The 26,415-nt window shown below is 51.3% G+C and carries 23 protein-coding genes; 6 read left to right on the forward strand and 17 right to left on the reverse strand.

Translation table 11 applies throughout. From position 1 onward, the window contains the following. Positions 1-19: 19 nt before the first annotated feature. The 4 genes from AACH44_RS15915 to proS all read left to right on the forward strand — a co-directional run bounded on the left by AACH44_RS15915 (position 20) and on the right by proS (position 3,941). Positions 20-835, forward strand: coding sequence for a MetQ/NlpA family lipoprotein (locus AACH44_RS15915; protein ID WP_261846891.1), 816 nt, complete (start codon positions 20-22; stop codon positions 833-835). Positions 836-954: 119 nt separating this feature from the next. Continuing rightward, positions 955-1,365 (forward strand): Rcs stress response system protein RcsF, encoded by a 411-nt coding sequence (gene rcsF / locus AACH44_RS15920; RefSeq protein ID WP_261846892.1) that lies wholly within the window; start codon positions 955-957, stop codon positions 1,363-1,365. Continuing rightward, positions 1,362-2,078, forward strand: coding sequence for a tRNA (N6-threonylcarbamoyladenosine(37)-N6)-methyltransferase TrmO (gene tsaA / locus AACH44_RS15925; RefSeq protein ID WP_261846893.1), 717 nt, complete (start codon positions 1,362-1,364; stop codon positions 2,076-2,078). The genes rcsF and tsaA overlap by 4 nt, the downstream gene beginning before the upstream one ends. 144 nt (positions 2,079-2,222) lie before the next feature. Then, positions 2,223-3,941 (forward strand): proline--tRNA ligase, encoded by a 1,719-nt coding sequence (gene proS / locus AACH44_RS15930; RefSeq protein WP_261846894.1) that lies wholly within the window; start codon positions 2,223-2,225, stop codon positions 3,939-3,941. Positions 3,942-4,044: 103 nt separating this feature from the next. Here the strand turns inward: proS and rpoS are convergent, their stop codons facing one another. The 16 genes from rpoS to AACH44_RS16010 form a co-directional block, all read right to left on the reverse strand. Then, on the reverse strand, positions 4,045-5,037 hold the full coding sequence (gene rpoS, locus AACH44_RS15935) for an RNA polymerase sigma factor RpoS (RefSeq protein WP_261846895.1): 993 nt from the start codon (positions 5,035-5,037) through the stop codon (positions 4,045-4,047). 53 nt (positions 5,038-5,090) lie between these two features. Then, positions 5,091-6,116, reverse strand: a complete 1,026-nt coding sequence (gene nlpD / locus AACH44_RS15940) for a murein hydrolase activator NlpD (RefSeq protein ID WP_338659325.1) — start codon at positions 6,114-6,116, stop codon at positions 5,091-5,093. Positions 6,117-6,453: 337 nt separating this feature from the next. Continuing rightward, on the reverse strand, positions 6,454-7,080 hold the full coding sequence (locus AACH44_RS15945) for a protein-L-isoaspartate(D-aspartate) O-methyltransferase (protein ID WP_261846897.1): 627 nt from the start codon (positions 7,078-7,080) through the stop codon (positions 6,454-6,456). A gap of 139 nt (positions 7,081-7,219) precedes the next feature. Beyond that, positions 7,220-8,266 (reverse strand): tRNA pseudouridine(13) synthase TruD, encoded by a 1,047-nt coding sequence (truD, locus tag AACH44_RS15950; protein ID WP_261846898.1) that lies wholly within the window; start codon positions 8,264-8,266, stop codon positions 7,220-7,222. A 131-nt stretch (positions 8,267-8,397) separates the two neighbouring features. Continuing rightward, positions 8,398-8,895 carry a 2-C-methyl-D-erythritol 2,4-cyclodiphosphate synthase gene (gene ispF, locus AACH44_RS15955; RefSeq protein ID WP_137741310.1) on the reverse strand — a complete coding sequence of 166 codons (498 nt, stop codon included), beginning with the start codon at positions 8,893-8,895 and terminating at the stop codon, positions 8,398-8,400. A gap of 52 nt (positions 8,896-8,947) precedes the next feature. Further along, positions 8,948-9,661, reverse strand: a complete 714-nt coding sequence (gene ispD, locus AACH44_RS15960; RefSeq protein ID WP_261846899.1) for a 2-C-methyl-D-erythritol 4-phosphate cytidylyltransferase — start codon at positions 9,659-9,661, stop codon at positions 8,948-8,950. A 3-nt stretch (positions 9,662-9,664) separates the two neighbouring features. Further along, positions 9,665-9,985 carry a cell division protein FtsB gene (ftsB, locus tag AACH44_RS15965; protein ID WP_261846900.1) on the reverse strand — a complete coding sequence of 107 codons (321 nt, stop codon included), beginning with the start codon at positions 9,983-9,985 and terminating at the stop codon, positions 9,665-9,667. Between the two features lie 143 nt (positions 9,986-10,128). Then, positions 10,129-10,461, reverse strand: a complete 333-nt coding sequence (locus AACH44_RS15970) for a DUF3561 family protein (RefSeq protein WP_261847104.1) — start codon at positions 10,459-10,461, stop codon at positions 10,129-10,131. A gap of 57 nt (positions 10,462-10,518) precedes the next feature. Beyond that, positions 10,519-11,136: an adenylyl-sulfate kinase gene (gene cysC / locus AACH44_RS15975; protein ID WP_425606591.1), complete on the reverse strand. Its 618-nt coding sequence runs from the start codon at positions 11,134-11,136 to the stop codon at positions 10,519-10,521. 1 nt (position 11,137) lies between these two features. Next, positions 11,138-12,565: a sulfate adenylyltransferase subunit CysN gene (gene cysN / locus AACH44_RS15980; protein ID WP_425606657.1), complete on the reverse strand. Its 1,428-nt coding sequence runs from the start codon at positions 12,563-12,565 to the stop codon at positions 11,138-11,140. A 74-nt stretch (positions 12,566-12,639) separates the two neighbouring features. Then, positions 12,640-13,548, reverse strand: a complete 909-nt coding sequence (gene cysD, locus AACH44_RS15985) for a sulfate adenylyltransferase subunit CysD (RefSeq protein ID WP_010299862.1) — start codon at positions 13,546-13,548, stop codon at positions 12,640-12,642. 9 nt (positions 13,549-13,557) lie between these two features. Continuing rightward, positions 13,558-15,000 carry a siroheme synthase CysG gene (cysG, locus tag AACH44_RS15990; protein WP_261846903.1) on the reverse strand — a complete coding sequence of 481 codons (1,443 nt, stop codon included), beginning with the start codon at positions 14,998-15,000 and terminating at the stop codon, positions 13,558-13,560. Positions 15,001-15,161: 161 nt separating this feature from the next. Next, entirely contained in the window at positions 15,162-15,896 is a 735-nt protein-coding gene (locus AACH44_RS15995) for a phosphoadenylyl-sulfate reductase (RefSeq protein ID WP_261846904.1), read from the reverse strand. Positions 15,897-15,908: 12 nt separating this feature from the next. Beyond that, positions 15,909-17,642 carry an assimilatory sulfite reductase (NADPH) hemoprotein subunit gene (gene cysI, locus AACH44_RS16000; RefSeq protein WP_261846905.1) on the reverse strand — a complete coding sequence of 578 codons (1,734 nt, stop codon included), beginning with the start codon at positions 17,640-17,642 and terminating at the stop codon, positions 15,909-15,911. Beyond that, positions 17,642-19,471 (reverse strand): NADPH-dependent assimilatory sulfite reductase flavoprotein subunit, encoded by a 1,830-nt coding sequence (gene cysJ, locus AACH44_RS16005; protein ID WP_261846906.1) that lies wholly within the window; start codon positions 19,469-19,471, stop codon positions 17,642-17,644. Before cysJ ends, cysI begins: the two co-directional genes overlap by 1 nt. 278 nt (positions 19,472-19,749) lie before the next feature. Then, a complete protein-coding gene (locus AACH44_RS16010; protein WP_261846907.1) occupies positions 19,750-21,474 on the reverse strand; it encodes a PilZ domain-containing protein in 1,725 nt (574 codons plus the stop codon). Positions 21,475-22,000: 526 nt separating this feature from the next. Between AACH44_RS16010 and AACH44_RS16015 the strand changes: the two genes are divergently transcribed. Together AACH44_RS16015 and AACH44_RS16020 are read left to right on the forward strand one after the other, a co-directional pair. Then, the gene (locus AACH44_RS16015) at positions 22,001-22,741 is read left to right on the forward strand and encodes an EAL domain-containing protein (RefSeq protein WP_261846908.1); all 741 of its coding nucleotides are present in this window, start codon (positions 22,001-22,003) and stop codon (positions 22,739-22,741) included. A gap of 204 nt (positions 22,742-22,945) precedes the next feature. Next, positions 22,946-24,625 carry a hypothetical protein gene (locus AACH44_RS16020; protein WP_261847105.1) on the forward strand — a complete coding sequence of 560 codons (1,680 nt, stop codon included), beginning with the start codon at positions 22,946-22,948 and terminating at the stop codon, positions 24,623-24,625. 21 nt (positions 24,626-24,646) lie between these two features. Here the strand turns inward: AACH44_RS16020 and AACH44_RS16025 are convergent, their stop codons facing one another. Next, positions 24,647-25,939 (reverse strand): ABC transporter substrate-binding protein, encoded by a 1,293-nt coding sequence (locus tag AACH44_RS16025; protein WP_261846909.1) that lies wholly within the window; start codon positions 25,937-25,939, stop codon positions 24,647-24,649. Positions 25,940-26,415: the final 476 nt, after the last annotated feature.

The raw sequence follows: 26,415 nt of genomic DNA on the forward strand, positions 1-26,415 counted from the left end.
GTTAATTAGGGGTAAGGATATGGCGATTAAACTGAAATCTATTGCGACCATTGGCGCACTTATTGGTGCTCTGGCGCTAGCGGGATGTGGACAGGAAGAAAAAAATCCTAATCATATTAAAGTCGGCGTTATTGTTGGCGCAGAACAGCAGGTTGCGGAAATCGCGCAAAAAGTGGCGAAAGACAAATACGGCCTGGACGTTGAGTTAGTCACATTTAACGACTACGTGTTGCCAAATGAAGCCCTAAGCAAAGGTGACATCGATCTGAATGCCTTCCAGCACAAACCTTATCTGGATCAGCAGATCAAAGATCGTGGTTATAAACTGGTTTCTGTCGGCAACAGCTTTGTCTACCCGATTGCTGGTTACTCCAAAAAAATCAAATCGCTGAATGAGCTGCAAGAGGGTGCGCAAATTGCGCTGCCAAACGACCCGACCAATCTGGGTCGCTCTCTGCTGCTGCTGCAAAAAGTCGGCTTGATTAAACTGAAAGACAACGTTGGCCTGCTTCCAACGGTACTGGATGTCACTGAAAATCTGAAAAATATCAAACTGGTTGAGCTGGAAGCGCCACAGTTGCCACGCTCTTTAGATGATGCGCAAATCGCGCTGGCTGTCATCAACACCACTTATGCTAGCCAGATTAACCTGACGCCAACGAAAGATGGTCTGTTTGTTGAAGAAAAAGATTCACCGTATGTAAACCTGCTGGTTTCACGCGAAGACAACAAAGATGCTGAAAACGTGAAGAAATTCGTTCAGGCTTATCAGTCTGACGAAGTAAACGACGCAGCAAATAAAATCTTTAATGGCGGCGCAGTGAAAGGCTGGTAATCCAGCACTAATGCGTTTAATTAAAAGATATTGCTAAGACGGGCTACGGCCCGTCTTGTTATTTGTGCAATTGCTTGCTTCAATACTTGCTCTTTGAGAAAAAGCAGAGGAATCCTTTAATGCGTGCTGTTCCCTTTATATTGTTAGCCATGTCGCTGACAGGCTGTTCTTTATTTCAGAAGCTACAGGCACCCGTTCCTCAACCTGTTGTTGAAACCAAAACTGTAGAACCCGCACCGAAACAAAAGCCACCCGCTCGCCCTGCTCCAGCCGTGCTATATAAAAGTGCTGAAGAATTAGTCGGTAAACCTTTCCGTGATATGGGTGAAGTTTCAGGCTCTTCATGTCAAGTCAGCGCTCAGGACTCTCCTCCCAACACGGCAAATGCGCGTAAAAGAATGCAAAATCGCGCAACAGCAATGAAGGCCAATGCAGTTTTACTGCATGAATGCCAAACCGTCAGTGGCATAGCGGGTTGCTATAGCCAGGTCGTTTGCCAGGGCACCGCGCTGAAAGTCTCTGCACAATGAGTCAATTTGTTTTCAATCAGATCGGGATTATCCGTTCACCGTATAAAGAAAAGTTTGCTATTCCGCGACAGCCGGGTCTGATTGAAGACGGAGGCGGAGAACTTCAGCTATTACCGCCATATAACCAAGCCGAGTGTGTGCGGGGACTAGAAAATTTCAGCCATATTTGGATACTGTTCATCTTTCATCAAACGATGGAAGGCGGCTGGCGTCCAACGGTTCGCCCACCGCGTTTGGGAGGAAATGTGCGTACAGGCGTTTTCGCTACGCGTTCCACTTTTCGCCCTAACCCTGTCGGCATGTCGCTGGTTGAATTAAAAGCAATCCGAGCAAAAGGCGATGCGATTACGCTCGAATTAGGCAGCCTTGATCTGGTCGATGGCACACCGATCGTCGATATCAAACCTTACCTACCTTTTGCAGAAAGCCATACTCAGGCGCGAGCGGGTTTTGCCCAAATGGCACCCGATGCCACAATGCCGGTATTGTTTTCGCCGCATGCAGAAAAGCAGCTCGCCGAGCACCACAAAAAATATCCTCAGTTAAAACGCTTTATCTCGCAGGTATTGGCACAAGATCCGCGCCCCGCCTACCGCAAAGGGGAAAACGCCACGCGGGAATACGCCGTTTTACTGTTGGAATTCAATGTGCGCTGGCGCGTCAGTGGAGAACAAACCGAAGTATTAAGCCTCGACCTGTCTCACACGTGTTAATACACGAGTCCAGTAATATATTCTAAAATTGTTCCTGCTCTCTTTTGACACGCCGCCCACGCTGGTAAACTAAACCACTTTTTATGTGCCTTCGGCTGCGCGGCAGCCCAATGCTATTTGTTGTTCTAACGGAACTAAAACCCCATGCGTACTAGCCAATACATGCTCTCCACTCTCAAGGAGACACCAGCCGATGCGGAAGTCATCAGCCATCAGTTGATGCTCCGTGCAGGAATGATTCGTAAACTGGCCTCCGGCCTTTACACCTGGTTGCCGACCGGTTTACGTGTTTTGAGAAAAGTTGAAAACATCGTGCGCGAAGAGATGAACAACGCGGGTGCAATTGAAGTGTCGATGCCCGTTGTTCAACCTGCCGATTTATGGGTGGAAAGTGGACGTTGGGATCAGTATGGCCCAGAACTACTACGCTTTGTCGATCGTGGCGAACGCCCGTTCATACTTGGCCCAACACACGAAGAAGTGATTACTGACCTGATTCGTAATGAAATCAGCTCTTATAAGCAGTTGCCGCTGAATTTTTTCCAGATTCAGACCAAATTCCGCGATGAAGTGCGCCCGCGTTTTGGCGTCATGCGCTCACGTGAATTCCTGATGAAAGATGCCTACTCTTTCCACACCTCACAGGAATCGTTGCAGGTCACCTACGACGCCATGTATGCCGCTTACAGCAAGGTTTTCAGCCGTATGGATCTGGATTTCAGAGCCGTTCAGGCAGATACTGGTTCTATCGGTGGTAATGCGTCCCATGAGTTCCAGGTACTGGCAACCAGCGGTGAAGACGATATTGTTTTCTCAACGGAATCCGATTACGCGGCAAACATTGAACTGGCAGAAGCTGTCGCGCCGAAATTAGGCCGCGCCGAAGCGACAGAAGAACTGCGGGTGGTGGATACGCCAAACGCCAAGACCATCGCCGAGCTGGTTGAGCAATTTAAGCTGTCAGTCGAAAAAACTGTGAAAACCCTGCTGGTGAAAGCAACGGAAGAAAGTGGCCATAAACTGGTTGCGCTGCTGGTGCGTGGCGATCACGAACTGAACGAAATCAAGGCTGAGAAAATTGCTCAGGTAGCCAGCCCGCTGACTTTTGCAACGGAAGAAGAGATTCGTGCAATCATCGGCGCAGGCCCTGGCTCACTTGGCCCGGTCAAACTGTCTATTCCCGTCGTTGTCGATCGTACCGTTGCGGCCATGAGCGATTTCAGCGCTGGCGCGAACATTGATGGCAAACACTATTTTGGCATTAACTGGGAGCGTGATGTTGCACTGCCACAGGTTGCGGATATCCGTAACGTGGTTGAAGGCGACATCAGTCCAGACGGTAAAGGCACGCTGCAAATTAAACGCGGTATCGAAGTGGGCCATATCTTCCAACTGGGCAGCAAGTATTCTGAAGCGTTGAAAGCGACAGTTCAAGGCGAAGACGGGCGCAACCAGACGCTGACGATGGGCTGCTACGGTATTGGTGTAACGCGCGTTGTCGCAGCAGCGATTGAGCAAAACCATGACGAACGCGGCATCATCTGGCCAGACGCGATTGCCCCTTTCCACGTTGCCATTCTGCCAATGAATATGCACAAATCTTTCCGCGTGAAGGAAGTCGCTGAGGATATCTATCAGCAGTTGCGCGCTAAAGGCATTGAAGTTCTGCTTGATGACCGTAAAGAACGTCCGGGCGTGATGTTCGCCGATATGGAACTGATTGGCGTACCGCACACCATCGTTATTGGCGATCGCAATCTGGATAGCGAAGAGATTGAATATAAGAATCGCCGGATTGGTGAAAAGCAAATGATTAAAACCAGCGACATTATCGATTTCCTGCTGGCAAATATCGTACGCTAATCGCCATCGAACCGCCCTTTCGTGTGAAAGGGCGAATGACCGACGTAAAAAATGGTGGGTTTCCCACCATTTTTATTTCAAGACATCAGTAACCCGTCACGAGTTATTCACGAAACAGTTCTTCAATGCTCAAGCCCTGAACCTGCAAAATTTCCCGCAGGCGGCGTAAACCTTCAACCTGAATCTGACGAACACGTTCACGCGTTAAGCCGATTTCACGACCCACATCTTCCAGCGTAGCCGCTTCATACCCTAATAGGCCGAAACGACGCGCCAACACCTCACGCTGTTTGGCATTAAGCTCAAACAACCATTTAACGATATTCTGCTTCATATCGTTATCCTGTGTGGTGTCTTCAGGTCCGTTATCTTTTTCGTCTGCCAGAATATCCAGCAGCGCTTTTTCCGAATCACCCCCTAACGGGGTATCGACGGAAGTAATACGCTCATTCAAGCGCAGCATGCGGTTGACGTCATCAACGGGCTTATCAAGCTGTTCGGCAATTTCTTCCGCACTCGGCTCGTGATCCAGTTTATGAGACAATTCGCGCGCGGTGCGCAGATAAACGTTGAGTTCTTTGACAATGTGAATAGGCAAGCGGATGGTGCGGGTTTGATTCATAATCGCCCGCTCTATCGTCTGTCGAATCCACCACGTCGCGTAGGTTGAAAAACGGAACCCTCTTTCTGGATCGAATTTTTCAACCGCACGGATCAGACCAAGATTTCCCTCTTCAATCAAATCCAGCAGCGCCAGACCACGATTGTTGTAACGGCGGGCAATTTTCACTACCAGCCGCAGGTTACTCTCGATCATTCGGCGACGCGATGGGATATCACCACGCAGCGCGCGTCGTGCAAAATAAACTTCTTCTTCTGCGGTTAAAAGCGGCGAATAGCCGATCTCTCCCAAATAGAGTTGCGTTGCGTCGAGAACACGCTGTGGGACCCCTTGCGATAACAGCTCGTCTTCCGCCGAGTCACTATCATTGGTATCTTCCTCTGCCAGCGCTTTATCGTCAAAAACGTCAAGTCCATTTTCTTCGAAATCGGTATCTTCATGTAACTCGTTAACTTTCAGCGTACTTTGGCTCATAAGTGGCTCCTACCCGTGATCCCTTGGCAGAATACCGAAATACTCTGCCCGATTTATCGCTGCGGCAGAAAACGCAGCGGGTTTACGGATTTCCCCTTGTAACGAATTTCAAAGTGCAAGCGAACTGAGCTGGTGCCGGTACTGCCCATCGTAGCGATTTTTTGTCCTGCCGTGACATCCTGTTGCTCACAGACTAGCATCGTATCGTTATGGGCATAGGCACTGAGGTAGTCATCATTATGCTTGATGATTATCAGATTTCCGTAACCACGTAGCGCATTGCCCGCATACACCACACGCCCACTGGCGGTTGCGGTGATCGGTTGCCCACGTGAGCCGGCGATATCAATCCCTTTATTTCCCCCTTCAGAATCGGAGAAACTATCTATGACTTTCCCATCGGTAGGCCAACGCCAACTGGCGACAGCAGCAGTATTGCTGCTGGCAACAGCCGCTGGTGCGGAAACAGGAGCGGTAGTCGTTGCCCCTGCCGTAGGTAACATCTTACCTACATTCTGTTTACCCTGGTTACCAGAATACGCATTAGTTGACTGAGAATCAACCGATGTAGTTTGTATTTGAGCACTTGATGGCGGCGTCGGTACTCCACCTCGGGTGGCATCGGTTGTTGCCAACATTCCGCTGCCGCTCGTCAGTCCACCGCCCGACGTATTGTTGCCAGGTGACCCGTTGCCTAAACTCAGCGATTGCCCCACATTCAGGCTGTATGGTTCAGGAATATTGTTGCGCTGCGCCAGATCCCGGTAGTCATTACCAGTAATCCACGCGATATAAAACAGGGTATCGCCCCGTTTAACAGTGTAGGCATTGCCGCCGCTGTAGCTGCCTTTCGGAATATTACCGTAGCTGCGGTTATAAACGATCCGGCCATCGGACGTTGTTGCTACATTTTCACCCGCCGTTGAAATCCGCGGTGATGGCGCAGATAACATTCCCCCTCGGCTGCCCGTATTTCCGTCAACGCTGCTGATCGGTGCGGATTTGGAATTATTGTTGGAGCATCCAGCCACCCCAAAGACAACGACTATACACGCAGCAACGTGACGCAAATTCATCATTCGGCTTCCCATGCGCCTTACTCCCCTATAACTATAGCGTTCGAAAAAGTAACTATAACGTTCAAAAAAACAGTAGTATCCAGAACTCAATTCAGACATGTGTGCCTCGTACCCGCTGTAGCTTAACTGACCGTCGCGTAAATGATTGTAGCGTAACCGATATTTTATTCGTTAAGTTGGAACGAGAAAGATCGCTACTTCACCATCGCTGGCGCATAAGCAAAACAGGAGAGGCACCACGATGATTGGATGCTAACAATACCAACAAGTTCGCACCATAAAACCGTTGTATTGACATTTTAAAGACTTAGCAACACTGCACATCATCGCCACGGTATCAGGCTAATTCGCCTTTGACTAGCGGAACAAACCGAACTGCTTCAACCGTTTGAATAATAAATTCGCCAGCATGGCGCTGAACAACTTGCAGTAATTGCGACTGTTCTCCAACGGGCAACACCATTACGCCACCTTCATCAAGCTGTCCCAACAGTGCCTGAGGAATTTCCGGCGGTGCCGCCGTAACGATGATGGCATCAAATGGCCCACGCGATGCCCACCCCTGCCATCCATCGCCATGACGAGTAGAAATGTTGTGCAAATCAAGCTGCTTTAAACGACGTTTAGCCTGCCACTGCAGCCCTTTGATGCGTTCAACAGAGCAAACGTGCCGAACTAAATGCGCTAAAATCGCCGTTTGGTAACCTGAACCGGTGCCAATCTCAAGCACGCGGGATACGGGCGTCAGGTTAAGCAGTTCCGTCATCTTCGCGACCATATAGGGCTGCGAGATAGTCTGGCCGGAGCCGATAGGCAGAGCCGTATTCTCATACGCTTTATGCTCGAACGCCTCGTCAACAAAGCGTTCTCTGGGTACGGCTTCTATTGCTTTCAGCAGACGTTCGTCCTGAATGCCTTGCTGGCGCAGTTGTGCCAGCAACGTTTCTATACGCTTGTTTACCATTCCCCGCCGACCTCAGCTCTGGTTAACCTCGCCACCAATACAGCAATCTTCCCGCATAGGGGTAAACCAGCCGCCGCTATCACGCCGTGGCCAGCATTGATTCTCTTCAACGATTTTCTGCAAAAAGCTTCACTGCGCATCAGGCTCCGAGATCAGTATCCTGCTGAGCATGCAGTAATTCACGTACCACACTGGTCGCAAAGCTGCCCGCCGGTAGCCAGAATTTCACTTCTACGGTTGCGTCATCCTGCCATTCCCACTGCATTTGCTGTGGATAGAGCAACACAGCGCGCCGGGCAGGTTCAACCCGTTCACGTTTGACCAAAGACCATAGCGTTTCTTGTCCGCTCAAGGCCTGTTCTTCAAATACTCGTGCATCATCCTGAGTCCCCAGCTCACCATCACCGGGCAGTGGTGCAGTAATTTGGAGCTCGCCAGCATCAAGACGCGCCTGCAAGGTTGCCAATTCATCAGATTTGGCAACAAACCAACTACCGCGACCCGTTAGCTGCAATGCGTCACCACACAAAACGGTTTTCGCTTGCTGTTGTGCCAGTCTCGCACTGGCAACCTGGTTAAACATCGCACTGCGGCTGGCAGAAAGATAAAAGCTACGCTTACTACGTTCTTTTACCCGAATATCATTATTTGCCCAAAGACGTGCCTGCTCAAGATTATTCCCGTTCCGTCCAAAACGCTGACTACCGAAATAATTAGGGACGCCGTTAGCGGCTATCCGCGCCAAACGTGCTTCCACCTCGTGTCGATCGCTCACCTGACGCAGCACCAGGATAAAATGGTTACCCCGTAGCGCACCAATGCGCAATTTGCGGCGGTGACGGGTCACCTCAAGTACGTCACAACCGTCAAGCGTCAGCAAGGAAAAATCTGGCGTCTCTTTTCCCGGCATATGCAGACAAAACCACTGTTCGGTGACAGCATGGCGATCTTTCAGGCCTGCATAGCTGACAGCACGCAGCGGAAGACGGGCAAATTTTGCCAGCATCTCGGCCACAAATTGCGTATTGCAGCCACGCTTGCGTACTCGCACCAATACCTGTTCGCCGTCACCATCAGGCTGAAACCCCAGATCTTCCACCACCAGAAAATCTTCCGCGGCGGATTTCAATGAGCCTGTAGCCTGTGGTTCACCGTGCAGCCAGACGAGTTGTTCGCTATTTTCCATCGTTATCCCACAAGGTGCATAACTGGATGAGACACAGTCATGACATTGTTTCTTATACTGTTAACTTTCTATTATTGACAAGGTATTGTTGATAAAACCATTACTTATAAAAACAGCTTATAAAAAACGGCTTACCAGGCAACAATTTCGCCCGTTCCTTTTTTCACGAGTAAAGCAACCGCTTCGCAAGCAATGCCTTCGCCGCGACCAGTAAAACCCAGCTGTTCTGTCGTGGTGGCTTTCACATTGACGTCATCCATGTGGCACTGCAAATCTTCCGCCAGATTCACGCGCATTTGCGGGATATGCGGGGCCATTTTCGGCGCCTGCGCAATAATCGTAACGTCCAGATTACCTAGCTGATAGCCCTTTTCATTGATGCGACGCCAGGCTTCACGCAGCAGGCCACGGCTGTCCGCACCTTTAAAAGCCGGATCGGTATCAGGAAACAGCTTGCCAATATCGCCCAACGCAGCCGCACCTAATAGGGCATCGGTTACCGCGTGTAACACCACATCCCCATCGGAATGCGCCAGCAGGCCTTGAGAATAAGGAATTCGCACGCCACCGATCACCAGCGGACCTTCTCCACCAAACTTATGGACATCAAAACCGTGACCGATACGCATCGCGCGTTCTCCTTATATGTATTAACGAATAAATTTAGCGAATAAAATGAGGTTACTGCAAACGGGTTAAATAGAATTCGGCTAATGCCAAATCCTCTGGACGCGTGACTTTGATATTATCCGACCGCCCGCTGACAATTTGCGGGCGATAGCCACAATATTCCAGCGCTGAGGCTTCATCTGTGACGGCAATGCCATCCTGAAGCGCCCGTTGCAGACACTGTTTCAGCAATGCAGCAGGAAAAAGCTGCGGCGTCAGCGCATGCCATAAATCGTTACGTTCTACCGTGCGATCAATAAACCCGTCCGTGCTGCGCTTCATGGTATCACGAACCGGCGCGGCTAGAATTCCACCGACGTCACTCTGCTCGACAATCGCCAGCAAGCGCGTCAGATCGTCCTGATGCAGACACGGACGCGCCGCGTCGTGCACCAACGCCCACGCGCTATCGGCAACGGCGGCCAGCCCAGCCAGTACAGAATCCGCACGCTGCTGTCCGCCCGTCACGACACAAATACGAGGATCGTTGGCAATCGCCAGGGTATGAAAGAATACGTCATTCGAACTAATGGCAACGACGACACGCTGTACTCGCGGATGGCGCAAAAGCGCATCGATGGTATGTTCAAGAATGGTTTTATGGCCGATCACATCATTGCCAATCGTCAGGTACTGTTTAGGACGATCGTTCTGCATCCGGCTGCCGTTACCCGCAGCGGGTAAAACAGCAACAATGTCAGGCGGGGAAAGGCGTGATGTCTGCATGCGTCAACGTTGTGTATTATTAGGCGAGGTCGTATTCGCGCTACGATGCCCCGATTCTGGCACCAGACGATAAAAGCTTTCACCAGGCTTGATCATACCCAGTTCATTACGAGCACGCTCTTCTATCGCCTCTTGTCCACCATTGAGGTCGTCAATTTCAGCAAACAGTTGTTCGTTGCGGTCTTTTAATTTGGCATTGTTACCCAATTGGATGACAACATCATCGTTCACCCGAACATAATCGTGAATGCCATTTTTGCCCAGCCACAGTGAGTACTGAAGCCAGCCAAGCAATATCAATAATAACAGCGTAAGCTTTCCCATCCCGCCCCCTGAAAAACCGCCTAATCATCCCATAACTTTTGTTTCGACTCCACTGTGTCCGGTCGTGGAAGGCAAGATTCACATCAGGCGAGGAGAAGGAAACCGGAAAACGGGGCGAAAAAGCACAAATTTTGCGCGATGTGTTACCACCCCGTCAGAAAAGAAAAAACCAGCCAGAACAGGCAGACCACCGTCAGCCCTGTCGCAAAAAGCGTATAAAAAAGATAGCCTCTCAGTAGAAAACTAACCCCGACGCCAACCAGCACGGAAAACGGCATCAGCGCCAAAAAGAACGGCCACGTGTAAAGCATGAAGAAAAACGTAGCATTAGAGCCATACACCAGAAAGGGGATGCTAAAAGCCAGCCAATAAAAGGAGAACCCCGTCACCGCCCCCATAAACAGGTAGGAAACGCCGTCATCCTCTTCTTGCGCTGGCCGAGTCTTGCTAATCGTTAACTGCGTGGCATTTTGCATAATCTTTCCCATTCTTCCCCTGCATCACCCAACAGCTCGGTGAAAAAAGCGGGGACATCAGAGCTTGATAATAGCTCGCTTGCCAAGCAGATCTAACAATTGGCCGGTCAAAGTTGTTACGAATTGTTCACCATCCAGATGACTATCCGGTGCTTCCGGTGCTTCATACACCGAGTCGATCCCCGTGAAATTACGCAGTTCCCCCGCACGGGCTTTTTTGTACAGTCCTTTAGGGTCGCGTGCTTCACAAGTCGCTAAAGGCGTATCCACGAAAACTTCAATAAACTGACCGTCACCGAGCAGATCCTGCACCATTTTACGCTCGGCGCGATGTGGCGAAATAAACGCGGTCAGTACCACCAGACCCGCATCCACCATCAGTTTAGCAACTTCCCCCACGCGGCGGATATTCTCACGCCGATCGTCGTCAGTGAAACCCAGATCCCGGCATAGACCGTGCCGAACATTGTCGCCATCCAGCAGGTAGGTACTGACGCCACGCTGGTGCAATACTTGCTCCAGCGCGCCTGCTAGCGTGGATTTACCGGACCCAGACAGCCCGGTAAACCAGATAACGACGCCCTGATGACCATGTAGCTTCTCGCGCGACTCACGGGTGACATCATGCGCATGCCAAACCACGTTATCGTCAGTCGGTTCATCGCGTAAAGACACGTTATTTGCCTCCCAACAAATCGCGCGCACCCCAATGCGGGAAATGGCGACGTACCAGTGCATTCAGTTCCAGTTCAAACGCACTGTACGCACCCGACTCCTGATACACCTGTTCGATAGGTTCACGTACCAGGCCAGCGCCTACCGTGACATTACTCAGACGATCGATAAAGATCATCCCACCTGTCACGGCATTATGCTGATAATTGTCCAGCACCAGCGGCTCATCAAAGACCAGCTCAACAGAACCAATACCGTTGAGCGGCAGGTTTTCCGCTACGCGCTGCGTCAGCGTATTGATCTCAACCTGATATTGAATATTTTCAACCCGAGCGCGCGTTTTCTTACCACCAATCTTGATGTCGTAACTTTGTCCCGGCACCAGCGGCTGTTCCGCCATCCAGACAACATCCACCAGCGCATGCTGCACGGCTTTCAGCGATTCGCCGCTGTCGACCAGCAGATCGCCACGGCTGATATCCACTTCATCCGCCAGCACCAGCGTAATCGCTTCGCCAGCCTGCGCCTGCGGTAAATCACCGTCAAAGGTCACAATACGGCTAACGGTGGATTCTACGCCGGACGGCAAGACTTTGACCCGCTGCCCGACACGGATAATGCCGGATGCCAGCGTTCCTGCGTAGCCACGGAAATCCAGATTCGGGCGGTTGACATACTGCACCGGGAAGCGCATTGGCTGTTCCAGCGTGCGCTGTGCCACATTGACCGTTTCCAGCACGTCCAGCAACGTCGGCCCGGTATACCAGCCCATCGTCGTACTCGGCGTCGCAACGTTGTCGCCATCCAGTGCGGAAATCGGCACGAAGGTAATATTCAGGTCAGCAGGCAGTTGTTGAGCAAAATCCAGATAATCCTGTTTAAACTGTTCAAATACCGTTTGTTGGTAGTCAACCAAGTCCATTTTATTCACCGCCACCACCAGATCGCGAATCCCCAGCAGGGTCGCAATAAAGCTATGACGACGGGTTTGATCCAATACGCCTTTACGGGCGTCAATCAGCAGGATCGCCAGCTCACAGGTTGATGCACCGGTTGCCATATTGCGGGTGTACTGCTCGTGTCCCGGCGTATCGGCAATGATGAACTTGCGTTTTTCCGTCGAGAAATAGCGATAAGCCACGTCAATCGTGATGCCCTGTTCGCGCTCGGCCTGAAGCCCATCGACCAACAGCGCCAAATCCAATTTCTCGCCCTGCGTGCCCAGACGCTTGCTGTCATTGTGCAGCGTGCTGAGCTGATCTTCATAAATCTGGCGCGTATCGTGCAGCAACCGGCCAATCAGCGTACTTTTTCCATCGTCAACGCTACCGCAGGTCAGGAAACGCAGCAGCGTTTTATCCTGCTGTGCATGTAAATACGCTTCCACCCCGCCCTGCTCGGCGATCTGCTGTGCAATCGCATTGTTGATGACGACCGCATCTTTCTCAGCCGCATTTTCTGCCGCTGCATCTTTTAACGAAATTTGGCTCATTCGACGATTCCTCAGAAATACCCTTGACGCTTTTTCAGCTCCATTGAACCGGCCTGATCGCGGTCAATTACCCTTCCCTGACGTTCACTGGTTGTGGAAACCAGCATCTCTTCGATGATTTCCGGCAGCGTCTGCGCTTCAGATGCCACCGCGCCCGTCAGCGGCCAGCAGCCCAGCGTGCGGAAGCGCACCATGCGTTGTTCGATCACTTCACCCGGTTGCAGATCGATACGATCGTCATCCACCATCAGCAGCATGCCATCGCGTTCTACCACCGGACGCGGAGCAGCCAGATACAGCGGAACAATATCGATATTTTCCAGATAGATATATTGCCAGATATCCAGTTCGGTCCAGTTAGAGAGTGGAAAAACGCGGATGCTCTCGCCTTTGTTAATTTGACCGTTGTAGTTGTGCCACAGCTCTGGGCGCTGGTTTTTTGGGTCCCAACGATGGAAACGGTCGCGGAAGGAGTAAATACGCTCTTTGGCACGCGACTTCTCTTCATCGCGACGCGCCCCGCCAAATGCGGCATCAAAACCGTATTTATCCAACGCCTGCTTCAGTCCTTCGGTTTTCATGATGTCGGTGTGTTTGGCGCTGCCATGTACAAAAGGGTTAATCCCCAGCGCTTCACCCTGCGGGTTGCGATGCACCAGCAGTTCACAACCGTAGGCCTTCGCCGTGCGGTCACGGAATTCGTACATTTCACGAAATTTCCAGCCGGTATCAACGTGCAGCAGCGGGAAAGGCAGCGATCCTGGATAGAACGCTTTGCGCGCCAAATGCAGCATCACCGAAGAGTCTTTACCGATGGAATACATCATCACCGGGTTACTGAACTCGGCCGCTACTTCGCGGATGATGTGAATGCTTTCGGCTTCAAGCTGCCGTAAATGCGTGAGTCGTTTCTCGTCCATACCCTTTCCTTAAGCCAAGTTTACTACCGCTGGGCGGCTGTCTTGCGGCACCGTCGGCGTTGTCTGACCAAACCAGGCAATCTGGTGATGCAAATCCACCACCTCGCCAATCACCAGCAGCGCCGGTGTCGGCGCTTGCCGTGCCAAATGTTCTAACTCTTGCAGCGTGCCAATTTGCACCTGCTGATCGTGTCGGGTGCCGCGGCTAATCACAGCAACGGGCGTCTGCGATGAACGACCATGCGCGATCAGCTGCTGCGCAATCTCGGCAGCCTTCATCGTTCCCATGTAAATCGCCAGCGTCTGGCGTCCACGCGCCAGCGTCGACCAGTCCAGCGCGTCGCCATCCGGGCGACAGTGCCCGGTGATAAAAAGTACGCTCTGCGCGTAGTCACGGTGCGTTAACGGAATCCCCGCATACGCCGTGACGCCCGCTGCGGCCGTCACACCTGGCACCACCTGAAACGTGATCCCCGCCTGCGCGACCGCTTGCAGCTCTTCGCCGCCGCGGCCAAAAATGAAGGGATCGCCGCCTTTCAGGCGAACTACCCGCTTCCCTTCCTGCGCCAGCTTCACCAGTAGCTGATTAATTTCATCCTGCGGCAACGAATGCGCACTGGCGCGTTTTCCGACGCAAATGCGTTCAGCGTCGCGGCGCACCAGATCCAATACCTCGGCGCTAACCAGATGGTCATATAGCACTACATCCGCCTGCTGCATCACCTGCAATCCGCGTAGCGTAAGCAAGCCAGCATCACCGGGGCCAGCGCCAACCAGTGCCACTTCACCGCGTGATGCCGCTGGCCGTTGCTGTTCGTCTTGCTGATTAACCAGTTGTTGTTGCAGTTCGTCTTCGGCCTGTGCCAACTGTCCGGCAGAAACCAACGACGCAAAACGTCCGACAAACAGCCGTTCCCAAAAGCGACGACGGGCTGACATCGAATGTAATCGGGTTTTAATCCTGTTGCGCCAGCTTCCGGCGATGTCCGCCATCGTCCCCAAACTGGCAGGCAGTAAGGATTCCAGTTTTTCACGCAGTAACCGCGCCAGCACCGGTGCCTGTCCCCCTGAAGAAATCGCCACCACCAGCGGAGAGCGGTCGACAATCGAGGGGAAAATAAACGAGCACTTTGGCTGATCGTCCACCACGTTCACCAGCAAATGACGCTGGTTCGCCGCCTCAAATACCGCGGCATTCAGCTCGGCGTCATCCGTTGCGGCAATCACCAGAAACACGCCGGATAACAGCTCTGGCGTAAAAACCTGCGCCAGCCATTCAACCTGCCCGGCCTGATGCTGCGCCGCCAACGGTTCCGCCAGCGCTTGTGCGACGATTTTTATCTCCGCACCCGCGCGTTGCAGCAGATCGATTTTGCGCGTAGCAACCTCACCGCCGCCAACAACCAGTACCGGACGCTGACGAAGATCGGCAAATAAAGGGAGATAGTTCACAATCGCCTTAACTAAGCAAAAAAGTAGATAATGTGACTATACGGTGCGGACAGAACACTTATGAAATGCCGAATTGGAATGACAAGTTCCGTAATGGAATAACAATACGTTCACAAGCGTTATTCAGGCGATAAAAAACCGGGCAGTGCCCGGTTTCAGCTTTATCCTTCGTGCAGCCCGCACTCACGTTTCAGACCGAAGAAGCGGGTTTCTTCTTCGCTCATCCCCGGTTCCCATTTGCGAGTGGTGTGGGTATCACCGACGGACAAATAGCCCTGATCCCACAGCGGATGGTAGCTCAGACCATTTTCTTTCAGATACTGATACACCATCCGATTATCCCAATCGATAATCGGTAGGAATTTGAAGACGCCGCATTGAATCGCCAGCACCGGCAATTCCCCCCGACTACCGGACTGCTCACGACGCAGGCCAGCAAACCAAGTGCCCGCTTTTAGCTCGCTCAGCGCCCGATTCATCGGCTCAACTTTGTTCAGCAGGTTATAGCGCTCAATGCCTTCCACGCCCTGCTCCCACAGCTTGCCATACCGAGCCTCTTGCCAGGCAGGAGACTCTGCGGCGCGATACACTTGCAGGTTCAGCTTAAGCTGTTCCGTCAGCGCATCAATAAACTGATAGGTTTCAGGAAACAGATAACCGGTGTCCGTGAGAATAACCGGAATATCCGGCTGCTGCTGCGTCACCAAATGCAGCGATATCGCAGCCTGAATGCCGAAGCTGGACGACAACACAAAATTGCCCGGCAGATTCGCCAGCGCCCAGCTCACCCTTTCCTGCGCAGACAGTGGCTCAAGCTGACCATTCACAGCAGCCAACACGGCCACTTGCTCCGCTTTCGGTAATGCGTTGAGTACCTCAAGGTTAAATTCGGCCATCAGGATCTCCTGTCAGTCATAAAAATCGCGGGCGGGATCCAGCACCGGTTTAACGATGTTGGTACGAATCACGAAATCCCCGAAGCCTTCATTCGGCTGGCGATCTTGCGCCCACAGCCCGATAAGCCTGTCGATTTCCGCGAGGATCTCGGTTTCATTAATGTTTTCGCGATACATACGCGGAATGCGTGTTCCCTCACGATTCCCGCCAAGGTGTACGTTATAACGCCCCATCGCTTTGCCTACCAGACCGATTTCTGCCAGCATCGCACGGCCACAGCCGTTCGGGCAGCCCGTCACGCGCAGAACGATGTGTTCATCGCCCACGCCATGCTGCTGCATAATCCCTTCCACTTTCGTGACGAACTCCGGCAGGAAACGCTCGGCTTCCGCCATCGCCAACGGACACGTCGGGAACGACACACAGGCCATCGAATTCTTACGCTGCTCGCTGACGCTGTCATCAATCAGTCCGTGCTCACGCGCCAGCGCATCAATCTTCGCTTTGCTACGCGCAGGAACGCCCGCGATAATCAAATTCTGGTTCGCCGTTAACCGGAAATCCCCTTTGTGGATCTTGGCAATTTCCGCCAAACCAGTTTTCAGCGGACGACCCGGATAATCCAGAACTCGCCCGTTTTCGATAAACAGCGTCAGATGCCATTTATTGTCGATGCCTTTTACCCAGCCAATGCGATCGCCACGTCCGGTGAATTCATAAGGGCGCACTGCTTCAAACTTCACACCGGCACGCGCTTCCACTTCCTGCTTGAAGTTGTCTACGCCTACACGCTCCAGCGTGTATTTGGTTTTCGCGTTTTTACGGTTAGTCCGGTTACCCCAATCGCGCTGCGTGGTCACTACCGCTTCCGCGATGGTCAGCGTATGCTCAATGGAAATGTAGCCGAGCTCACTGGCGGTACGTGGATAGGTTTCTTTATCACCGTGCGCGATAGAGAGCCCACCGCCCACCAGCACGTTGAAACCCACCAGACGACCGTTATCAGCAATCGCAACGAAGTTAAGATCGTTCGCATGCAGATCGATATCATTCTGCGGCGGGATCACCACCGTGGTTTTGAACTTACGTGGCAGATACGTCGAGCCCAGAATTGGCTCCTCGTCCGTCGTTGCCACTTTTTCCTGATCCATCCAGATCTCAGCATAAGCGCGCGTTCGCGGCAGCAGATGTTCAGAAATCTTTTTCGCCCACTCATATGCCTGCTGATGCAGTTCAGATTCTATCGGGTTAGACGTACACAGCACGTTACGGTTCATGTCATTCGCCGTCGCCAGCGCATCCAGCCCGATGCTATTCAGCATTTGGTGTACCGGTTTCACGTCCGATTTGAGAATACCGTGATATTGGAACGTCTGGCGGTTGGTGATGCGAATGCTGCCATAGATCGTATTTTCAGTCGCAAATTTGTCGATCCGTAACCACTGTTCTGGTGTCATCACGCCACCAGGCAGACGGCAGCGCAACAGCATCGCATGGCGCGGCTCCAGCTTCTGCTCGGCACGTTCGGCGCGGATATCGCGATCATCCTGCTGATACATACCGTGGAAGCGGATCAGCAGAAAGTTATCGCCCTTAAAGCCGCCGGTCAGACCATCGTTCAGGTCTTCAGCAATCGTGCCACGCAGAAAATTACTTTCTGTCTTCATGCGCTCGGCATCAACGAGTTTCCCTTCTACCACCAAGGGACCGGGGTGTTTTTCACTGAAAACGTATTTTTCACTCATTAGTACACATCTCGCTGATAACGGCGCTCAAGGCGCAGATCGCTTAAAAACTCATCGGCTTGTTCACTGTCCATGCCGCCATGCTCAACTATCACATCCAGCAGCGCCTGCTCGACGTCTTTCGCCATGCGATTGGCATCACCACACACGTACAGGTGCGCCCCGTCCTGAATCCAGCGCCACACTTCCGCGCCTTTTTCGCGTAGTTTGTCCTGCACGTAGACCTTGTTCGCTTGATCGCGCGACCACGCCAGATCGATGTGGGTCAGCAGGCCATCTTTAACGTAGCGCTGCCACTCAACCTGATACAGGAAGTCTTCCGTGAAGTGTGGATTACCAAAGAATAGCCAGTTTTTCCCTTCTGCCCCTTCGGCATCGCGCTGTTGCATAAAGGCGCGGAACGGCGCAATCCCGGTTCCCGGCCCAATCATGATGACCGGCGCGTCGGAATTGGCAGGCAGACGGAAATTATCGTTATGTTCGATGAAGACACGGATCTCATCGTCTTCGCTAAGTCTGTCGGCCAGATAGCTGGAAGCACCACCGGCACGCGCGCGCCCTTCGTATTCGTAGCGCACCACGCCAACGGTGATATGCACTTCGCTTTCCACTTCCGCCTGCGAGGAGGCGATAGAGTAAAGGCGCGGTGTCAGCGGACGCAACAGGCCTAGCAGTTGTTCTGCCGTCAGTTCAGTCGGCGCTTGTCGCACCATATCCACCAGCGGCGTTCGCTGTGCGAACTGCTGAAGTGCAGGCTTATCGGCCAGCAGCGATAACAGCGTTTCATTACGTGATAGTGCCGCATATTTCTCGACAATCGGTGCCGTGTTCTGCGTCAGCTCAAAGTGGCTTTTCAGCGCCTGCGAGAGCGGCAGCGTCTTACCGTCAACGCTGACCGACTCATCCCCTTTTAGCCACAGCAATTCCAGCAGTTCCTGCACCAGCGTGGGATCGTTATCGAACCACACACCCAGCGCATCTCCGGGCTGGTAACGCAAACCAGAATCACCCAGATCGATCTCGATATGGCGAACATCTTTTTCGGAGTTACGCCCGGTCACTTTCTGATTGACGGCAAATGTGGCATGTAGCGGGGAAGCTTTGCTGTATGGGCTGCTGGTAATTTCATCCAGTGCGCCCTGAGAGGCAATCTGCGCGACGGCTTCACCCTGAACCGGCACCCGTGCCTGCAAAATATCCACCAGTTGGCGTCGCCATTGCTCAGCCAGCCCCTTGTAATCGACATCGGCATCGACGCGATCCAGCAGGCGTTCGGCGCCTAACTCGGCCAGACGGCTATCGAAATCCTTACCCGCCTTGCTGAAGAATTCATAAGAAGTATCACCCAAGCCAAACACGGCAAACGCGGTGTCTTTCATCTCAGGCGCTTTTTTGGACAACAGGAATTTATGCAGCGCGACCGCCTCTTCCGGCGGCTCCCCTTCCCCCTGCGTCGAGGCGACGATCAACAGCAGTTTTTCCTGCCCGATTTGCTTGAACTTGTAATCGCCCGCATTGACCAGATTGACGGACAGCTTGGCCGCTAGCAGATCGTCACGCAGTTGCTCCGCGACCCGACGCGCATTGCCAGTCTGTGAGGCAGAGAGCAACGTAATGGTTTGCACTGGCACCGTGACTGCGGACGCCGCCGTGGCAGTGGCGGTTATCGCACCTGGCTGCACGTTCCCAGGCTGCTGCACCAACCCCCAGAAATAGCCGGATAGCCAGGCCAGCTGCGTCGATGAGAAATCACCGGTTGCCGCCTGTAAACGCGTTAATTGCTCCACACTCAGCGGAAGCAATGAAGTGGGGGAAACCGGAGTAGTCATTGTGATTTCTGTTTCCTTGTGCCTGTGCTGTTAGCCAACGATGCTAATACAAAAACATGCAATAAAAAGATGGATGGAGGATAAGGGTAACGATCTGCATCTTAACAATTAAAGAAATGATGGAAATATTAAATAACCAAAATGACTAAATGGTTTTTCTGATAGTCCTTATTGCTTAAAGTGTTATAGCCGATGGCATGCGCGCTGCATGGCAATATCGGTAGAAATTCATGTGGAAGGCGGGGCTGCCACGCAGCCCCATATAAACAGGATGTGGGCTAAATTTTCAGGACTTTCATGCCGAAATCGTCAGGATGTACGATGTTTTCGAGCTGGCCGACCTGCAATAAATCCCCTTTAGAGACGACGCTGCTGATATTAGTATCAGGAAAGCGCAGATTCTTGACGAGACGCACCACGGTCGGTTTACCTTTTTTATCAATATCCATCACCCAGCCAAGAAAGCCGCCCGAGTATTTAGCCAGACTGCCTATTGGATAGAGACCGTAAATCTGCACGTAATTGACCAACACAGCCTTATCATAGGCACCGTTCGCCTCATAGATTTTACGGTAAGCTGCCAAGGGTGTACGGGGAGAAATACCATTACGCGTATGCCTTAACTTATTAATCACCTTAATCACAGAGACTAATCGAACTAGCTCCGATAGCCGATCGGCCTGTTTGCCCTGTGGATAGCCGCTGCCGTCCAAACGCTCATTAGCATTCTCAATCACATCGAGACACGTGGGGGTGATCACCCAATTTAGCTCACGTAATTTCGCGCACAGTACACCCACATGGCCGCTAAGGATCGCTTTCTGTGCCGGGTTCATATTCACTTTCAGCGACGGAAGGCGGGCGTTGACCAGCAGCGGCTTACCCATAGTGTGGAGTAACGCCCCTAACACGGCCTCGCGCGCATGAGGATTGTGTGGATCAGAAAGTAACAGCATATCGGCCAGTTTCCCCGCGACCTGCACGGCATGCCTAACCCAATCCGCCTCATCACGCAGGAACGACAGCGCATACAGAAAAGCCTTTCGATCTTTTTTGACCATATACAGCAAGGTATCAACACAGTCATAAAAGATCTCAACAGGCAGTTGATTGCGTGTTTTGATGTACATCAGCCCAATCTGAAGCCGATGGGCAACCTCCATGACGCCGCGTTCCATGGGAGTCTGGCGGGTACGTTTCTCTCGCTCCTGACTTTCTCGCAGCAATAAACTTTTCTCCTTGGTGCCCGGAATGAACAAGGGTGACGAATACACCATGCTGCCAGTCATGCCGGTTCGGTATGCAGCTTCTCTTTCCGACTCGTTCGTGTAGTGAAGCAAGGCTTCAGACTGTAATGAAGATAAATTGATAAATTGGATGCCAACAGCGGCATAACCATTATTCCCCAAAGGCCGTATATGGCGAATTTTGCCCTCGGCATAAAAGTTTTCTCCGTTAGGGAATTCAAGCGTGACGCCGGGGATATCTTGACCAACTTCAATCGCAATACTCTCAACCAGATCGATTTCGACCATACACCCACCAGTCGATAAATTACGCAGCGTTCCGGGTACATTAAGCGTGTGCATATACACTTCAATGCGAGCACGAGCCTGCATGCCAAGAATAAAAGGAATACGAATCGCCCCTCTGTTTTCGGTAACGAAAACAGACTCCGGCAAACGACATACCAGACGATAAAACATACTGTCCATCTTGAATAACTGTGTGGGAATATTACAAACGCTGTAAGTTTCTCGTTCGATGTTCTCCGTTCCTTTGAGTACCTCCAGATCAAAATTCAAACCACCATCTGCAAGATATCTGTCGATATCTGAGCCAGAATATTCTACATCCAACACAATCTGGCTTTTATCCAGATTCAGTTCCGCAACATCCGCCTTTAATGCATATAGCATATCTTTGGCATAGATAGACATCACATAGGTATGTTGCAGCAATGCGCTAATCACTTTAGCGGGAGGGGAAGAAAAATGTTCCACTATAAGATCCACCTATTAACGCGATGGTGATATATCCAAAAATCCTCAAAAGGATTTCTCTCTTTTTAATAAAAACGAATTCCATCGTAGGATTTAATGATTTAGAAAATGCCGACTTCTCTGGGTGAAACGTCAGCCAGGCTCAATTTCTTATTTTTTCTCATCCCAATATCATTACGAAACGACGATTTCATCCTTGCTGTTCATCCTAACAAGGATGCTCAGAAGTCACAACGGACATACACGCCCGTAAAAGTGACTAAAATTAAAACAAAAAGAATATTAAACCCAATAAAACAAAAACAACCAATATTAAACACCATTAAAATATACATAAAAAGAATAAAAAACCAATACGCACATAGATTTAAACGATCATTATTTTTTAATCAATAGCTAACAACTATCAAACGAGAATTATTGATCATTTAAAACAATTTCCAAACATTCCAAATTACTGTGTAGAATCCAGACAGGCAATGTTATGGAATTGCTATTTCTATGGAGAGGGTGAGTAATCAGTAAAATGAATACAACGACATTGAATATCGATGGGAAAATTTTTAGGCTGACAGCTGAGTTTCAGCCTATTATCCATCTCCATAAAAATAAAATATTCCGCTATGAAGCCCTTGCCAGGTTTTATAACGCAGAAGGTGTGTTAGCACCAACCCAGCAAATAATAGATAAAATTGAGAAGTGTGATGCGATTGATGAAGTAACAGATTTTATGTTTGATGTTGTCTGTCAGGTAATAAAAAACAAAACCAGCATGACAATATCATTCAATTTGTCACATTTGCTTTTTAATAACACCGCCTATTTGGAAAAGTTGTATCAAAAATGTGTAATGCATAAAGTCAGCCCCCAAAATATAGAAATAGAGATAAGTGAAAAAACGACCCGACAACAGTTAATTGATGGAATTCCCTTTTTAAACCAAGCGAAACAATATGGTTTTATGATTTCATTAGATGATTTCGGCGCAGGAAATCTACAGGTAGACAGCCTGAGCCTGTTTAACTTCGATACAATAAAAATCGATCGTTCCATTATAGATGGCATCGGTAAAGAAGAGATAAAATCACAAAAGCTAAAAGTCTTATTGAACAAACTCATTCCACTTGGGGTAAATATTATCTGTGAAGGCGTTGAAAAAGCCACCGATTTGCATCGGTTAAATAAATACCACACCATTGGTATTCAAGGATATATTTTCTATCGCCCATTAACATTCAGCCAATTAAGGCTACTGGAAGGGTTTTAGCTGATATCCTCGGCTTCAGCTGTTTCTTCCCCCTTGGTCAACGTATTTGTGGCATCAATGCCCACGACAAATCCCCCGCTACTCGCCTCTTAGGTAATCAACATTAGCGAACCGGCTCACATTTCTGGCGTTCGCCCCAGGAATTTATCCTTTGCGATAGCACATCAATGCGATACTCACGCCAGTGGCAGCGGGAGAAAGATGATGTGGCAACGACGTGCGCTGGAACTTAATACGCAAGATATTTGGCACTGGCAACAGGTCATCTCGGTTGTCGATTACGCCCGTGAACACGGTTTCAATACGTTGGTGTTGGGTGCGGCAGATTTACTGGATAAACTGGTGACGCCGGATGCCTACAACAACGCGCGTTTTGACGATCGCATTAGCAGCCAGCAGCGTTCCCGCTGTGTTTACCTGAATCAAGTCGCAGCGCACTGCCGTGAACAGGGTCTGGCGCTGTACCTGCAATGCAAAGAGCTGTCGTTTCCCACGGATCTCCTGCTTCACCACCCGGAATTACTGGACGACACACATAGCCTCCGCATGGATACCGACTTTTGGTGCGACTACCTTGCCGCCAAAGTCGAACTGCTGATGCAGCAAATCCCGCGATTGAGCGGCCTACTGCTGGCAATCTCCAACAGCGACAGCCTGCTGCGCTTTTCCGCCCCTTCCGGCGATGAGATTAACGGCACCGCTCCCGTCACCACTCACTGGCCGACCAACGCTGCCAGCGAGCAGATCTACCATAGATTGTTCTCCGCCGTCGCCCGTGTGATGCACTATCACCAGCGCCATCTGGTGTTGCGCGCCTTTCCCGCCAGCCATCAGGATATCAGTAATGTTCTGAACGCGATTCGTACACTGCCGGAATCCGTTTCCGTCGCCATCAAAGTCACGCCAGAACGCTTCTGGCCGGAGTTTCCCAATAATCCGACCCTGCTGGACGTCAGCGGGCGTGAAGTCTGGGTTGAATTGGATCTGGCAGGCGAAGAAGTCGGCTGGGGCAACCTGCCTTTTCTACGCTACACCGAGGTACAGGGGCGGCTGCTGTGGTGTCGGGAGAAAAATCCTTCGATTGTCAGCGCACTGTGCCGCATCAGTTGGGAAGGCGTAGATAATCACAGCGTGATCGGCACACTCAGCGAGTTCACCCTGTTCGCCTGCTCCCGATTACTCACGAACCAGACTGCATCGGCAAACGAAAGTACGCTGTTTTCACAGTGGCTACTGGCACGCTACCAGTGGCAGCCGGACGATAGCGTGCTGCACACCATGCAGACCTTGTTGGATCAGGCGCATCAGGCCATTTCACTGTCGCTCTATGCCCGCCACCACGTTTTTCATCGCCACAGCCTGCTGCCGACCAGCGTTGGTCAGGCAATCTGGAGCCTGTACGGGCAGCTCAACCGTAACCACTGGCTACCGGGCTCCGGTCAGGGTATTACGTTCGACCCGCAGCATGCGGAGCTGGCTTCACAAAACCTCTATCACATTGCGAAAGAGAAAGATGCGGCATGGCAGCTGGCAGAACAGTGCCAGCAGGCCGCCCTGCAATTTTCCCGCGAATACACAATGCCGGAAGCACTCAGGCAGCGCTGGCAGCAGGAATGGCGCGGTCTGGCGCTGTATTGCCGCGCCTTTGTCCACGCGCAGAAAGCCTTCTTTACGCTGCACTACGGCAAGCAGGTGGAGAACAACTGGACGTTGCGGGAAATTGCCAAAACCAATATTCAGGCGTTATATGGCATTGGGCATGAGATGGAGGATTTCTGCCTACAACACCGGGATTACCCGGTGAGTATGCATGTGATGTTTGATGCCGGGCGTCCACGCGCATTAGCCGATAGCCTGCAACAGCAGTTGGCTGAACTCACGTAGCGCCCCTTATCTGGTCAATGGTTAACGAATCACCCGCTTCAGAATTCGCTCCCCCGAACTGCTGAAATTTTTCGCTGACTCTTCGACGCTCTTCTTGCCATAATCAAGTTGTTCAATCGTTTGCAGGATCAGGCTAGCAAGCTGCGGATCTTCAAGATAAGAGGAAACAGACGTTTGCATCGGTTTTTGCAGCGCCAGCGATAATCCGGCAACCGACAGATCGTTGGTATCCAGCTTCTGCCTTTCTTCCAGCGCTTGTCTGGCGATACGGCTGAGCGGAATACCGCGCTCGGTGCCCATCAGCAGCGCGCCTTCAGGATCGTTCATCAGATAATTCAGCAACAGCGCTGCTTCTTTCGGGTGTTTGGTGTTTTTGCTGATGGCAAACAACATCGACGGTTTGAAGAACTGCCCGGAATTATCCGAACCCGGCGTCATGATGTACGGCCCTAATTCGAGCTTGCCGGATGCTGCCAGCGGATCGGCGTACTTCTTCACGACCGAAATCCACAGGTGTGCCCCACCGTATTCCCCGTTAATCCAGGGGCGTGTTTCATACATACCCACTTTGCCAAACGCGTTGTAATACTTCGACGACGGCATCACATGTTCGTCGATCAAACGCTTGTAGAAACGGAACGCCTCGATCCATTGCGCCTCACTGTAGCTAAAGCGCTTGTTCTTTTCGTCAATCATGCCGATCTGGTATTTCTGAGTCATGTAATAGTTGATCAACTCCAACACGCCTTCACCGCTGTCCTGTGCAGGCGAAGCGATAGGGAAATAGTTATCACCCAGTTTTTCTTTAAATACCTTGCCTGCATGGAACAGCTCATCCCAGGTGGTGGGATACGGTAGCCCAGCCTTCTTCCAGGTTTCCGTGTTGTAGTACATCACCAACGCATTCAGCGAGGTGGAAACCGCGTTCACCTTGCCGTCGATGGTCGCTGGCTTCAGCGCATCTTCTGGGAAATCCTGTAATTTCAGTGTATCGGTCAGCTTATTCAGATCATAAAATCCGGTGCCCGTCTTGGAAAAAATCGGCAGCCAGTTCCAGTTAACCTGAAGCACATCCGGCTCCTCGCCGCTGGCAATCTGCGTTGTCAGGCGAGATAAGTGCCCATCCCAGCCGGTATATTCGGGTTTTACGCTGATATGCGGATAGTGTTTCTGAAACGCTTCCAGCGCCGTCAACGTCGCCTGATGGCGGCTGTTTCCTCCCCACCAGGAGAGGCGTAATTCCACGGGATCAGCAGCCTGCGCGAACGAACAGAGCGCAGAGAAGGCGATGACAATCAGTCCAGGTAATCTCATTTTTCCCCCAACGACATTATTATTGTGGTGTGTCTGGTGTGGCGTATAGATGAGAACAGGTAGGGTACATGGCTACATTTCTCGACCCTGACAAGATAGGCAAAATCTTTTTTATCGCGCCAATCGCCACAGCGGGAAAACATGTGATTTGCGGGGCTGACGGAAGAAATGTTGATAACTGCGTCGTGTTAGCGGACGTTTCAACCACACAGAGTGATCCCAGTCTGACGCAGCAGGGAGGTGCCTCACATGATTAACCGACGCATCACACCAAAAAGAGATTTAATCCACAAATAAGACACATAAAAACAACAAAACCACGCCAGGCGTGCGGTAAAGGAGAAAAAGTCGCGTGAAAGTGTGATGAAACACACATTGCATAACGCACTGCATCATCCTCTTCGTTATGCCTTTCACATTCTCGTACACCACACGCCCTGCGCTGTGACCCCTGCTCCAACCTCCGTAGATTTCAC

This window comes from Pectobacterium araliae, assembly GCF_037076465.1.
Taxonomy (GTDB): domain Bacteria; phylum Pseudomonadota; class Gammaproteobacteria; order Enterobacterales; family Enterobacteriaceae; genus Pectobacterium; species Pectobacterium araliae.